This is a genomic window from Thiomonas islandica (genome assembly GCF_055383445.1).
In genome coordinates, this window is record NZ_AP042391.1 from 2,410,558 (window position 1) to 2,424,076 (window position 13,519).

The window sequence follows — 13,519 nt, forward strand, 5'->3', positions numbered from 1 at the left end:
CTCGTCTTGATGCGTGGTATGATGCACGGCTTCACAGGCGGTTAGCTCAGATGGTTAGAGCGCTTGCTTGACATGCAAGAGGTCGTTGGTTCGATTCCAATACCGCCTACCAAATACCATGCACAACCGGTGCCACGTTGGGCACATGGTTGCGCTTCACGGGGATGATCGTGTCCGCTTTGCCGTTTCGAACTTGCTTGCAGACTCCTTGAGATCCAGAGGTCCGCACGCACGTGCACATCCATGACAAGGTGCGGCCCAGCCGCACCTTTTTCATTTGAGGCGAACACATCATGATCCAGATCACCCTCCCCGATGGTTCGATGCGTCGATTCGATGCACCGGTGACCGTGGCCGAACTGGCCCAGTCCATCGGTCCCGGGCTGGCCAAGGCCGCGCTGGCTGGCAAAGTCGATGGCAAGCTGGTCGACACCAGCTACCGCATTACCCAGGACGCTACAGTGGCGATCATTACCGACAAGGATCCAGAGGGCCTGGAAATCCTCCGCCACTCGACAGCGCACCTGCTGGCTTATGCGGTCAAGGACCTCTACCCAGACGCGCAGGTCACGATCGGCCCGGTGATCGACAACGGCTTCTACTACGACTTCGCCTACAAGCGGCCATTCACCCCGGACGATCTTCAAAAAATCGAGGCGCGGATGGCCGAGCTGGCGCGCAAGGACGAGCCGGTCGTGCGTAAGGTTCTGCCGCGCGACGAAGCAGTGGCCTACTTCCGCTCGATCGGTGAGCACTACAAGGCCGAAATCATCGCTGGCATTCCTCAGGACGAAGAGGTATCGCTATATTCCGAAGGCAGCTTCACCGATCTGTGCCGCGGTCCGCATGTCCCGTCCACTGGCCGGCTCAAGGTGTTCAAGCTGATGAAAGTGGCCGGCGCCTACTGGCGAGGCGACCATCGCAATGCACAACTGCAGCGCATCTACGGCACCGCCTGGGCGAAAAAGGAAGACCAGGACGCCTACCTGCATGCCTTGGCCGAAGCCGAAAAGCGCGATCACCGCAAACTAGGCAAGGAGCTCGACCTGTTCCATTTCCAGGAAGAGGCTCCTGGACTTGCGTTCTGGCACCCCAAGGGTTGGGCGTTGTGGCAGGCGGTGGAGCAGTACATGCGACAGGTGTATCGCGACAGCGGCTATCAGGAGGTCAGGGGGCCGCAGATCCTCGATGTCAGCCTATGGAAGCGGTCCGGGCATTGGGACAACTATGCCGAAAACATGTTTTTCACCGAATCCGAGAAGCGGCATTTCGCGGTCAAACCGATGAACTGCCCAGGGCATGTGCAGATTTTCAATTCCGGCCTGCGCAGCTACCGTGATCTGCCGATTCGCTATGGCGAGTTCGGCTCCTGCCACCGCAACGAGCCCTCCGGTGCCCTGCACGGCCTGCTCCGGGTGCGCGGCTTCACGCAGGACGACGGACACATTTTCTGCACCGAAGACCAGATCGAGGCCGAGGTCACCGCGTTTCATCGTCAGGCGATGCAGGTCTACTCCGACTTTGGCTTCACCGACATCGCGCTCAAGATCGCGCTGCGTCCGGACAAGCGCATTGGAGATGATGCCGTCTGGGACAAGGCCGAGTCTGCGCTACGCGCTGCGCTGCAATCCTGCGGCGTGACCTGGCAGGAGTTGCCAGGGGAGGGGGCGTTCTACGGGCCGAAGATCGAGTATCACATGAAAGATTCGATCGGCCGCGCCTGGCAGGTCGGCACCATGCAGGTCGATTTCATGATGCCCGAGCGGCTGGGCGCCGAATACGTGGACGAACACTCGCGGCGCGTCCGCCCGGTGATGCTGCACCGCGCCATTGTCGGCTCGATGGAGCGGTTCATCGGCGTGCTCATCGAGCACTACGCCGGCGCGATGCCGTTATGGCTTGCACCGGTACAGGCCGTCGTGATGAACATCACCGACGCCCAAGCCGATTACGCCCGTTCTGTTGCACAAACGCTGACAAAACAAGGCTTTAGGGTTGAGTTGGATTTGCGCAACGAAAAAATCACCTATAAAATCCGTGAGAATGCATTGAACAAAGTGCCCTACTTGCTCGTGGTCGGAGATCAGGAGCGTGACGCAGGAACAGTTGCGGTCAGGGCACGCGGCAATGTCAACCTCGGGGTGCTGTCCCTGGAGGCGCTGACGCAAAAACTCTCCCAGGAAGTGCAGTCGCGCAGTCAAGACCGGCGGTGATGCCGTCGTTTGGTCAGCACAATGTTTGAATGAATTGAAAGGTTTGAGCCATCGCTACGTTCCAGAGCCGTAACACACCGGAAAAACGCGCCCACCGTCTGAATCGCGAAATCACCGCACCTGAGTTGCGTTTGATCGGGCCAGATGGTGAGGCCATCGGCATCGTCTCTTTGTCCGAGGCGCTCAAGCTAGCTGAAGAGCGCGATGTGGACCTGGTGGAAATTGCCCCGACCGCAAGCCCTCCGGTCTGCCGCCTGATGGACTACGGCAAGTTCAAGTACGAGGAGCAAAAAAAGATTCACGAGGCGCGGGCCAAGCAAAAACAGATTCAGATCAAGGAAATCAAGTTTCGCCCTGGAACCGACGACGGCGACTATCAGATCAAGCTGCGCAACCTGCGGCGCTTCCTGGAAGATGGAGACAAGGGCAAGGTGACCCTACGGTTCCGCGGTCGTGAGATTACCCATCAGGACATCGGGATGCGGGTGCTCGAGCGGGTCAAGGCCGATGTCGAGGATATTGGTCAGGTCGAGCAAATGCCCAAGCTCGAAGGGCGGCAGATGATCATGGTCATCGCGCCGAAGAAAAAGAAATGATGTTTGTCTGCGCCGTTCAACTGCCCTGCAGCGGGACGGTGCAGACGCAAGGAATGTCCGGCCGGCTGGCTCGGGCAGGCTAGCGGCGAAAGTCGCGGCTGCGCGCATTCGACGCAGTAGGCCGAATGCCGCAAAACTCGTGTGCGTGGGCTGGAAAGTGCCTGGTTCATCGTCAGGCCGCCTGCGGATATGTCAAATCGAACGGAGCAATCATGCCCAAGATGAAAACCAAGAAAAGTGCCGCAAAGCGATTCCGCGTGCGTCCGGGCGGCACTGTCAAACGTGGCCAGGCGTTCAAGCGCCACATCCTGACCAAGAAAACCACCAAGAACAAACGTCACTTGCGTGGAGCCACTGCGGTGCATGCCAGCGATCTGAAGCAGATCGCGGCCATGATGCCCTTTGCCTGAAGCGCACTGCGTTTCAGCTGAACATTCAATCAGGATAAGGAGTCTTCGATGCCTCGCGTCAAACGTGGTGTGACTGCACGTGCACGTCACAAAAAAGTTTTGGACCTTGCCAAGGGTTTCCGTGGCCGTCGCAAAAACGTCTATCGCATCGCCAAAGAGGCGGTGATGAAGGCCGGGCAGTATGCCTACCGCGACCGCCGTGCCAAAAAGCGTGAATTTCGCGCGCTGTGGATCACCCGGATCAACGCCGCCGTGCGTCAGTCCGGTATGACCTACAGCGTGTTCATGAATGGCATGAAAAAAGCGCACATCGAAATCGACCGCAAGGTGCTGGCCGACATGGCGGTGCACGATGCGACGGCATTCGCCAAGATCGTCGAGCAGGTCAAGGCTGCGATGGCCTGACCAGCCGCTGCCCCTTGGGGCAGCGTTGTGCTGTGCAAGGGCCTGTTCGTCAGGCCTTTGTTTTTTTGTGGCTATCGTGGTGTGTCCACTCTCTGACCATCCTGCGCTCATGAACCCCTTGCAGACCCTGATCGATCAAGCCATTGCGGAATTTGCTCAAGCCACGGATTCGGCCTCGCTGGAAAATGCCAAGGCGCGCTATCTTGGCAAGACCGGGCGCATCACCGCGGAACTGAAGGCCCTGGCCGCGCTTGGCGCGGAGGAAAAACGCATGCGAGGCGCGGAGATCAATGCGGCCAAGCAAGCGATCGAGCAGGCGCTGCAGCTGCGACGCGAGGCGATCGAGCAGGCTGCGCTGCAGGCTCAGCTGCAGGCTCAGGCGATCGATGTGACCCTGCCTGGACGGGGACGCAACCGGGGTGGATTGCACCCGCTGACCCGCAGCTGGATCCGGATGGAGCAGATTTTCCACTCGATGGGCTTTGATGTGGCCGACGGTCCGGAGATCGAGGACGACTGGACCAATTTCACTGCGCTGAATTCCCCACAGAACCATCCGGCGCGATCGATGCAGGACACCTTCTATGTCGATGCGCAAGATCAGATGGGGCAACCGCTGCTGTTGCGTACCCATACCTCGCCGATGCAGGTGCGCTATGCACGGGCGCATGTCCAGCACTACGGTGGTGGCGTCGACATGCCGCCGATCAAGGTCATTGCGCCGGGACGGACCTACCGTGTGGATAGCGACGCGACACACTCGCCGATGTTCCATCAGTTCGAAGGTTTGTGGATCGGCAATGACGTGTCGATGGCCGATCTTAAGGGCACGTTCACTAGTTTCCTGAAGGCGTTTTTCGAGCGGGACGACATTCTGGTGCGGTTTCGCCCGTCCTACTTTCCGTTCACCGAACCGTCGGCCGAGATCGACATGATGTTCGAGAGCGGACCGCTGCGGGGGCGCTGGCTGGAGCTGGCCGGCTCGGGACAGGTGCATCCGACGGTGGTACGTAACTTCGGCCTCGATCCGGAACGGTTCATCGGTTTTGCTTTCGGCAGCGGGCTCGACCGCCTGACCATGCTGCGTTACGGTATTTCCGACCTGCGGTTGTTCTACGAGAACGATCTGCGATTTCTGCAGCAGTTCGCCTGAGAACGGCTGCGCCCAGCCTGACTCTCTTTGATTCTGCGGGAACTCCCGCGGTGCTGGACTTTTCGACAAGAGCCGATCATGCAGTTTCCCGAATCCTGGCTGCGCCAGTTTTGCAACCCAGCGCTGACGACCGAGGCGCTGGCCGAGACCCTGACCATGGCGGGGCTGGAGGTCGAGGAACTCCGCCCCGCTGCGCCTGCATTTTCCGGCGTAGTCGTCGGCCGAGTGCTCGGCGTCGCACCGCATCCCAATGCGGACAAGCTGCGGGTCTGCCAGGTCGATGTCGGCCAGGCACAGCCGCTGCAGATTGTCTGCGGCGCGCCCAATGTGGCCGAGGGCATGTTCGCACCTTGTGCTCTCATCGGTGCCGAGTTGCCGCCGCAGCAGGAAGGGCAGGGCGCACTGCGTATTGGCGCAGCCACCATGCGTGGGGTGGAATCGCAGGGCATGCTGTGCTCCGCGCGCGAGCTCGGGCTGTCCGCTGACCATGCAGGTTTGCTGGCGTTGCAGGGCGAGCCGCAGCCGGGCGCCGATCTGCGCGAGGTGCTCGCTCTTGATGAGACCATTTTCACCATCAAGCTCACCCCCAACCTGGGGCACTGCCTAAGCGTGCTCGGTGTGGCCCGCGAGGTTTCTGCAGCCACCGGGGCAGTGCTACACAAACCCCATTTCGCGCCGGTGGTGCCCACCCTAGACGAGCGATTGCCGGTGCGCATCGAGGCGCCCGATCTGTGTGGCCGCTTTTCGGGCCGCGTGATTCGTGGGGTGAACGCCCGTGCGACCACGCCGCAGTGGATGAAAACCCGCCTGGAGCGCAGCGGCCAACGCAGCATTTCCGCGCTGGTCGATATTTCCAACTATGTCATGCTCGAGCTTGGCCGTCCCAGCCATGTGTTCGATCTGGCCAAGATCCACGGTGGGCTTGTGGTGCGCTGGGCGCAGGCGGGAGAACGGCTCGAACTGCTCAACGGTCAGACCGTCTCGCTAGACCCCGACATGGGTGTGATCGCGGCGGACAATGGGGTCGAGTCGCTTGCCGGGATCATGGGGGGGGATGCCACCGCAGTGACGCTCGACACCACTGACATCTACTTGGAAGCCGCGTTCTGGTGGCCGGATGCGATTCGTGGACGTGCAAGACGGTTGAACTTTTCCACCGACGCCGCTACGCGCTTCGAGCGAGGCGTGGACTATGCCACCACAGCCGAACACCTGGACGTGATCACCACCCTGATCCTGCAAATCTGCGGAGGTCAGGCAGGCCCGGTGGACGACCAGATCATCCGCCTGCCGCAGCGCAAGCCGGTGCGCATGCGCGTAGCGCGCTGCGAAAAGGTCATCGGCATCCCGATCGGTGCCCAGCGCATGGGCGAGATTTTTTCCCGCCTGGGGCTGAAAGCCGAGTTCGAGGCGGTCAGCGAGCCTGCATGGCGTGTGACTCCCGGCAGCGAGCGCTTCGACCTGGAAATCGAGGAGGATCTGATCGAGGAAGTCGCGCGCATTCACGGCTATGGACAGATTCCCGCGCAGCCTCCGGTTGATCAACTGCGTCCGCTGGCGACGCCCGAGATGCTGCGCAGTTTGCATGCGCTGCGGCTCAAAGCGGTCGAGCTGGGCTATCAGGAAACTATCAACTTCGCTTTCGTCGACCCCAAGTGGGAGCAGGATTTCGCCGGCCAGCCGCAGCCGATCCGTCTGCTCAATCCCATCGTCGCCCCGATGTCGGCTATGCGATCCACGCTGATCGGCTCGCTGGTCAAGGTGCTCGCGGACAATCTGAACCACCGTGCCCGCCGCATGCGGCTGTTCGAAATCGGCCGGGTGTTCTTCCGCGATCCCCAAGCCGAGGGCGGACCGATGCAAATTGCAGGCATTCGTCAGCCAACTCGCTTGGGGGGTCTGGCCTACGGCTCGGCGCTTCCGTTGCAGTGGGGGGAGGGTGAGCGGCGGGTCGACTTTTACGACGTCAAAGGCGATGTCGAGGCACTCTGCGCCGGTGCCGGCGAGCTGCAATGGTTGCCATGCACACACCCGGCGCTGCATCCAGGGCGCAGCGCGCAAGTGCTGCTCGACGGCGCGGTTCTCGGCGTGGTTGGCGAGCTACATCCGCAGTGGGTGCACAGTTATGCGCTGCAACAGGCTCCAGTCGTGTTCGAACTGGATGCAAGCCTGTTGCAGAGACAACGCATGCCGGAGTTTGCCCCGATCAACCGGGTGCCATCGGTGCAGCGCGACTTGGCATTTATGGTGCCCGCCGGTGTGACTTACGCGCAAATGCAACAGGCGGCGCATGCCGCGATCCGTGATCTGCCGGTTTGCTGCATCATCCGGGATATGCAACTCTTCGACCTATTCACGCCGCCGGGCGAGACTGCGCTGCGCAGCATGGCATTTCGGCTCCAACTTCAGGACGTGCAAACCCTGACCGACGAGCGGATCGACGCTGCGGTGCACGCGTTGGTCGCTGCGGTGGCGCAACGAACCGGCGCGCAGCTCAGGGCCTGAGGCCGTCAACCGATCACGACAACACGACAACGAGGCACAGCCATGGCACGCATTCGCATCGATTCAGTGCAAACGCCGACATTGACCAAGTCCGAACTTGCCGATCAGCTTTACGAACGGATCGGGTTCAACAAGCGCGAATCCAAGGACATGGTTGATGCGTTTTTCGACCGCATCCGGGACGCATTGGCGCGTGGCGAGGATGTCAAGTTGTCCGGTTTCGGGCATTTTCAACTGCGCGAAAAAGCACAGCGTCCCGGACGTAATCCTCGCACAGGCCAGATCATTCCCATCGCCGCGCGCCGTGTCGTGATCTTTCATGCCAGCCACAAGCTCAAGCAACAGCTCCAAGGTGATGCGTCCGTGGCAGGCCCAAGACAGTCGGTCGAGGACGCTGTCGATTGAGCTGCGCAGAACGAGAAGGACGCGCCCCCAATTGCAACAGGCCGGCAACTCTTGCGTTTATCAAGTTTTACATAATGCACATATGCTCTCAATAAATGTGCGCTCGATCCTTCGTCGCATGGGTCGTTTATTGCAACCGCCCAGACCCCGGCGCGGGTGCATCAATCGCGTGAGCAGGCCCTTGGCTGCGCGCGATTACCAGGAGCCCTTGGGCCGATCCTGGTCGAGCGCCTTGGCAATCATCTCGGCGATTTGCTGGTGATGCATCTTCAGCGCCAGGCTCAACGCGGTGTAGCCCAGCGCGTTCTTGAGCCGAGGGTCTGCGCCTTCCTCGAGCAGCAGCTTGACCGTCTGGTCGTAACCGAAGTAAGCCGCCATCATCAACGGCGTCGAGCCGTTGGGTGCTGCTGCGTCGATGTAGGCGGCGTGATCCAGGAGGTATTTGACGATCTCGGTATGGCCGCGCGTGGCGGCATAAGCCAGCGGCGTCCATCCTGGTTTGTTGATTTCGGCCCCCTTCTCGACCATGAGCTTGACGATGTCCAGATCACCCTGCAGGCAGGCGATCATCAGGGCGTTTTCGTCGTTCGGGGTGAGCTGGTTGAGGTGGATGTGCGGATCGTCAATCAGGACCCGCGCCACCTTCAGCGCGTTGTAGCGCAGCGCCAGGTACAGCGCGGTATTGCCCTTGCTGTCCACCGCATTGGGGTCGAACCCTTGCGCCAGCAGGCGGCGCACGGTGGAGACATCGTCGATATTGATTGCGCGGAAAAAGTCGGTATAAGCATCTGCACGCGCCCACTTTAAAGGCGCGGCTGACAGCCCGAGGGCGACGACGAACTGCAGAGCATGACGGCGGCGAGAGTTCACAGTTTGGTTGAAATATTCTTCGTAACTAACTAATTTCATTGAAGAAAATCCGCGTGAAATTATCGCCGGTCTGTTGGGCCAGGGTGTCTGGGCTCACGCCGCGCAATTGCGCCAGATACGCTGCCACATCGCAGACGAAGGCGGGCTCGTTGGTTTTTCCGCGGTGAGGAACCGGGGCAAGGTAAGGGCTGTCGGTCTCGATCAGCAGGCGGTCTGCAGGGATGCGCACGGCCACGTCGCGCAGTGCCTGGGCATTTTTGAAGGTGACAATCCCGGCGATCGAAATGTAGAACCCCAGATCGAGCGCGCGCCGTGCGACCTCCCAGGTTTCGGTAAAGCAATGCATCACCCCCCGCACGCGCCCTCGGCCTTCTGTGCTCAGGATGTCCAGGGTGTCGTCCGCGCTGGCGCGGGTATGGATGATCAGGGGTTTGTCCGCGGCGAGCGCTGCGCGAATGTGTACGCGAAAGCGCTCGCGCTGCCATTCCATGTCGGCCAGCGTGCGCTCGCCCAGGCGGAAATAGTCTAGGCCGGTTTCGCCGATGCCGATTACACGCGGCAGAGTGGCTCGCGAGGTTAGGTCCTCGACCGTGGGCTCGCGCACGCCTTCGTTGTCCGGGTGCACCCCCACCGTGGCCCAGACCTCCGGGTGCTGCAGCGCAATCGCGTGCACTGTGTCAAACTCTTCGAGTGTGGTGCAGATGTTGAGCGCGCGGCGCACGCCCCGCGCGTGCATATTGGCTAGCACGGCATCGAGGCGTTCGTACAACCCCGGGAAAGCCAGGTGGCAATGCGAGTCGGTCAGCATGTCGGCCGGGCGATTTCAGATGGTGCTGGTGGGCTTGCCACTGGCTTCTGCGGCGCCAAGTATTTCTTCGATCTTGACCTTGAGCTGGCGGGCCTTGTCGTCTGCCGGGAATCGCACCCCGATGCCTTGCGGGCGCTGGTTTGCGGCATTGGCCGGATTGATCCAGGCCACCTTGCCTTCGATCGGATAACGCTGCGGATCGTCCACGATGGTCAGCAGCAGATACACGCCCTCACCCAACCGGTATTCATGCGACGTCGGCACGAACACCCCGCCCTCGGGAAAGAATGGAATATACGAAGCGTACAGCGCCGGTTTTTCCTTGATCGCAAGCTGCAGCACGCGCGGTTTGCTGGAAACCGCGGCGGACGCGGGGCGCGGTATGGTCGCCATGTATCAATCTCCGGGGCAGAACAGTCGGGCAAATTCTAGGAGCAACGCATCGATGGCGAGCGGTTGGTTGAGCGGAAAACCGGTAAGCCGCTGCTGCGCGAGCAGCCGTTGCAGCGCGTCCGCCAGCGTTTCGGGCCGAACCCTGCGTGCTAGCGCAGACAGCGCCGGCTGCTGCTGCGGCAAATACAACGCGGCTGCGCCTGCCTGTATGCGCTGCAGATCGCTGCCGATCTTGAGCAGCGCGGCCACGGCCACCGTATGGTCGGGCGGGGCAGGCAGCGAGGACGCCGCCACAGCGCCGTCGCGGCCTAGCGCTTCGAGCAGACTGTGTGCCCACTGCAATCCGTTGGCCGGATCGGTCTGGTAGATCGCGCCCTGACACCACGCCAGCAGCGCAGCGTCCGCGTCTGCCCCGAACAGCTGCTGCATTTCCGCTGCAGACGGTCTGGCCATCGGCGCCTGGCGGCAGCGGCTGCGGATGGTCGGCAGCAGCGCATCGAGGCGGTGCGCACCGAGGAAAAACTGTACCCCTGGCGGCGGTTCTTCCAACGTCTTGAGCAGGGCATTGGCAGCCGCAGGGTTGAGGGCGTCGGCGGGATAGATCAGTGCGACCTTGGCCCTGCCCCGATGGCTGCTGCTGACCGCCCAGTCGTTGAGCTGCCGAATCTGTTCGATGCGGATGTCCTGACTGACGGTCCTGGATTCGTTGCGCGCCCTGCCCTCCTCTGCGCCGCGCAGTCCAAGAGCTGGCTCGAGCACCTCGGGAGCGGCGATCATCAGGTCGGGATGGGTGCCGGCCTGCAGCAGCGCGCAACTCGCGCAGTGGCCGCAGGCCCGCTGCGCACGCAGCGCAGCGGGCAGCCTTGCCGCAGCGGGGTGGTCTGAAGGACCGCAAGCGGGTGATTCACACAGCAGCGCATGGGCCGCCTGTTGCAGGGCGGGCCATTTTCCGTAGCCCTGCGGCGCATGGATCAACCAGGCGGAGCTCATTGAGAAGCCATTTTCATGAGCACATTGTTCAAGTGATTTGCAATGATGCTCTGCACCTGCTCAGGCGCCTGGGTGCCGTCGACGATCAGCCATTTGTCGGGTGCGGTATCGGCCTGCTGCAGGTAGTGCGCGCGCACCCGGGTAAAGAATTCCAGATTCTCCTGCTCGAAGCGGTCACGCTGGCGCGCCGCCGCCAGACGCTGCGCAGCCACTTCCGGTGGCAGGTCGATCAAGATGACGCAGTCCGGCCACAGACCCGGATGCACCCAGCGTGCGAGTGCCTGAAGCCGCTCGGTGGGAATGCCCTTGCCCCCGCCCTGGTACGCCAGGGTTGCCGCGGTGAAGCGGTCGCACACCACGTCGGTGCCTGCGAGCAGGGCAGGTTCGATGACCTGCAGCACATGCTCTTGCCGTGCGGCGAACATCAGCAGCGCCTCGGTGGCCGGCCGCATCGGCTCGCTCAGCAGCAGGGTACGGATTTTTTCGCCGATATCGGTGCCGCCCGGCTCGCGGGTGAGCACCACCTTGCGCCCTGCGGTGCGCAGCAGCTCGACGGCGGCATGCAACTGCGTGGACTTGCCGGCGCCGTCGATGCCCTCGAAGGCAACGAACAGGCCGGGACGATAGGGATTGAGTGCACTCATGGAGTTTTGAGGATGTACCGTACCACTGCGGCGTTGTGCTGCGCCAGGGTGTCGGAGAACTGGCTGGTGCCATCGCCGCGGGCCACGAAGTACAGCGCCTTGATCGGTGCCGGGTGCAATGCGGCTTGCAGTGAGGCTTCGCCCGGCAGCGCAATCGGTGTGGGCGGCAGGCCGCTGATCACATAGGTGTTGTACGGCGTGAAGGTTTGCAGATCGCGCTTGGTCAGATTGCCCTGATAGCGCGAGCCCATGCCGTAGATCACCGTAGGATCGCTCTGCAGCGGCATGCCGGCGCGCAGGCGGTTGATGAACACCGCGGCAATCTTGTCGCGATCCTGCGGGTTGCCGGTCTCTTTTTCGATGATGGAGGCCAGGATCAACGCCTGTTGCGGTGTCTGGAGCGGAAGGTCGGGCGCACGCTGGGCCCATGCGGAGGCCAAGCGCTTTTGCATTGCCTGATATGCACGGCGCAGCACGTCGAGCTCGGAGGAATTCCGGGCGTAGAGGTAGGTATCCGGGAAAAACTCCCCCTCGGGCGCGGTGCCCTCGGGGGCACCGATACGCTGCATGATCTGCTGAGGCGTCAACGACGCGGCGTCATGCTGCAGGCCGGGCGCGGTATTGAGCGCCTGCATCATCTGCGCGAATGTCCAGCCTTCGGGAATGGTGACCGCCAGCAGGGTCTGGTCTCCGCGCGCCATGCGTTCGAGCAGCACCCACGGTGTGATGCCTTGGGTGATTTCATAACTGCCCGCCTTCAGTTCGGTGCCGCGGCCGCTCAGCCGGGCGAGCCAGTAAAACAACCGGGGCTGCAGATCGGCGCCCTGCTGCGCGATCTGCCGTGCAGCGGACAACGCCGAACTACCCGGGCGCACCGAAAAATCCAGCGGACTCTCGCGCAACGCAATCGGGCTGTTGGCCCACCAGACCAGCGCCGCGGCAAGCAGCACCAGAACGAACAGGCCAGACAGCAGAAGTTTTCGCAGCAAACGCACGGAGTCGGTCAGAGAGTCGCAGCCGCCGGCTCAAGCCCACAGCGGGCCCCGGCGACACAGGTTGCCTATACTAGCCCAGCCCCTACTCGCGGGGTCTGTGCCGTTTGACCAACCTTCCCCCGCCATGTCGCTGTCCGCCTGTTCTCTCGAATCGCTTGCCGTGCTGCGCGTATCCGGCCCGCAGGGGGCGGATTTGCTCCATGCCCAGCTCAGTCAAGATTTTCGGAACTGGCCAGCGGATCAGGCCCGGCTGGCAGCGCTGCTCACCCCGCAGGGCCGGATGGTGGCCGACATGGTGGCGCTGCAATGGGCACCGCAGCAGATCCTGCTGCTGCTTGACGCCTCGATCGCGCAGGGCGTGCTCCAGCGTCTGCGCATGTTCGTGTTGCGGCTCAAATGCACCCTGGACGACGTCACTGCGCAACTGCATCGCTTCGGTCTGCTGGGTGCGCATGCGCACGACTTCACCCCGCACCTGATGCCGCCAGCGCAACCGTGGGAGGTTCGGCGGCTGGACGGCAGCGGGCTGTTGCTGCGCCTGCCCCAGGCTGACGACGCGGTGCGCTGCCTGCTGCTTCTCGACCCGACGCAACCCGCGCAACAGCGGCTGTACGCCGATCTGGCCGCCCTGCCCGCGCTGCCGGCAGCGACCTGGGCATTGCAGGACATCCGTGCCGGCCTGCCGCATATCACCCAGGCCACGCAGCAGCTTTTCGTGCCGCAAATGGTCAATCTGGAATTGATCGGTGGGGTGAACTTCAAGAAAGGCTGTTATCCCGGGCAGGAAGTGGTAGCCCGCAGCCAATACCGCGGCACGCTCAAGCGCCGCACCTACCTGATCACCAGCCGCGCGCCGATGCACCCCGGGCAGGAGCTGGTACACAGCGCCGACCCGGGACAGCCCTGCGGCGTGGTGGTCAACGCCGCACCCGATGACCGGGGGGGCTGGTGGGCGCTGGCCGAGCTGAAGATCGCGCTGGCCGAACAACCCGGGCTACACCTGGGCGACGCTGCAGGGCCGGAGGTGGAGGTCGGCACCCTGCCCTACGCGCTGACCGCACCCGCCTGAGCCGCAGCAGCACGCAAGGCCCGCGCGGCGGCCTCCGGCGCGTGCGGCTTCGGGCACGGCGCG

At 62.5% G+C, this 13,519-nt stretch carries 14 protein-coding genes and 1 tRNA gene; 9 read left to right on the top strand and 6 right to left on the bottom strand.

Annotated elements, in window-relative coordinates; all coding sequences use genetic code 11:
• Positions 1–35: 35 nt before the first annotated feature.
• The 8 genes from ACZ47F_RS11765 (at position 36) to ACZ47F_RS11800 (ending at position 7,687) form a co-directional block, all read left to right on the top strand.
• Positions 36–112: transfer RNA gene (locus tag ACZ47F_RS11765), tRNA-Val, on the top strand.
• Positions 113–293: 181 nt separating this feature from the next.
• Positions 294–2,213: a threonine--tRNA ligase gene (gene thrS / locus ACZ47F_RS11770; protein ID WP_464924891.1), complete on the top strand. Its 1,920-nt coding sequence runs from the start codon at positions 294–296 to the stop codon at positions 2,211–2,213.
• 50 nt (positions 2,214–2,263) lie between these two features.
• Entirely contained in the window at positions 2,264–2,809 is a 546-nt protein-coding gene (gene infC, locus ACZ47F_RS11775) for a translation initiation factor IF-3 (protein WP_464926633.1), read from the top strand.
• A gap of 212 nt (positions 2,810–3,021) precedes the next feature.
• Positions 3,022–3,219, top strand: coding sequence for a 50S ribosomal protein L35 (rpmI, locus tag ACZ47F_RS11780; RefSeq protein WP_464926634.1), 198 nt, complete (start codon positions 3,022–3,024; stop codon positions 3,217–3,219).
• 48 nt (positions 3,220–3,267) lie between these two features.
• A complete protein-coding gene (gene rplT, locus ACZ47F_RS11785; RefSeq protein WP_464924892.1) occupies positions 3,268–3,624 on the top strand; it encodes a 50S ribosomal protein L20 in 357 nt (118 codons plus the stop codon).
• Positions 3,625–3,733: 109 nt separating this feature from the next.
• Positions 3,734–4,777, top strand: coding sequence for a phenylalanine--tRNA ligase subunit alpha (pheS, locus tag ACZ47F_RS11790; protein ID WP_464924893.1), 1,044 nt, complete (start codon positions 3,734–3,736; stop codon positions 4,775–4,777).
• 78 nt (positions 4,778–4,855) lie between these two features.
• Entirely contained in the window at positions 4,856–7,282 is a 2,427-nt protein-coding gene (gene pheT, locus ACZ47F_RS11795; protein WP_464924894.1) for a phenylalanine--tRNA ligase subunit beta, read from the top strand.
• A gap of 42 nt (positions 7,283–7,324) precedes the next feature.
• Positions 7,325–7,687, top strand: coding sequence for an integration host factor subunit alpha (locus ACZ47F_RS11800; RefSeq protein ID WP_464924895.1), 363 nt, complete (start codon positions 7,325–7,327; stop codon positions 7,685–7,687).
• A gap of 195 nt (positions 7,688–7,882) precedes the next feature.
• Here the strand turns inward: ACZ47F_RS11800 and ACZ47F_RS11805 are convergent, their stop codons facing one another.
• Genes ACZ47F_RS11805 through mltG form a run of 6 tightly spaced genes read right to left on the bottom strand, consistent with a single transcriptional unit; the run spans position 7,883 to position 12,387 of the window.
• Positions 7,883–8,557, bottom strand: coding sequence for an ankyrin repeat domain-containing protein (locus tag ACZ47F_RS11805; protein ID WP_464924896.1), 675 nt, complete (start codon positions 8,555–8,557; stop codon positions 7,883–7,885).
• 25 nt (positions 8,558–8,582) lie between these two features.
• Positions 8,583–9,365: a TatD family hydrolase gene (locus ACZ47F_RS11810; RefSeq protein ID WP_464924897.1), complete on the bottom strand. Its 783-nt coding sequence runs from the start codon at positions 9,363–9,365 to the stop codon at positions 8,583–8,585.
• Positions 9,366–9,380: 15 nt separating this feature from the next.
• Positions 9,381–9,758 (bottom strand): PilZ domain-containing protein, encoded by a 378-nt coding sequence (locus tag ACZ47F_RS11815; RefSeq protein ID WP_464924898.1) that lies wholly within the window; start codon positions 9,756–9,758, stop codon positions 9,381–9,383.
• A gap of 3 nt (positions 9,759–9,761) precedes the next feature.
• Positions 9,762–10,748 (bottom strand): DNA polymerase III subunit delta', encoded by a 987-nt coding sequence (locus ACZ47F_RS11820; protein WP_464924899.1) that lies wholly within the window; start codon positions 10,746–10,748, stop codon positions 9,762–9,764.
• Positions 10,745–11,392: a dTMP kinase gene (gene tmk / locus ACZ47F_RS11825; RefSeq protein ID WP_464924900.1), complete on the bottom strand. Its 648-nt coding sequence runs from the start codon at positions 11,390–11,392 to the stop codon at positions 10,745–10,747. The genes ACZ47F_RS11820 and tmk overlap by 4 nt, the downstream gene beginning before the upstream one ends.
• Entirely contained in the window at positions 11,389–12,387 is a 999-nt protein-coding gene (gene mltG / locus ACZ47F_RS11830) for an endolytic transglycosylase MltG (RefSeq protein WP_464924901.1), read from the bottom strand. The genes tmk and mltG overlap by 4 nt, the downstream gene beginning before the upstream one ends.
• Positions 12,388–12,511: 124 nt before the next feature.
• On the opposite strand from mltG, the gene ygfZ reads away from it, so the two are divergent.
• On the top strand, positions 12,512–13,456 hold the full coding sequence (ygfZ, locus tag ACZ47F_RS11835; RefSeq protein ID WP_464924902.1) for a CAF17-like 4Fe-4S cluster assembly/insertion protein YgfZ: 945 nt from the start codon (positions 12,512–12,514) through the stop codon (positions 13,454–13,456).
• Positions 13,457–13,519: the final 63 nt, after the last annotated feature.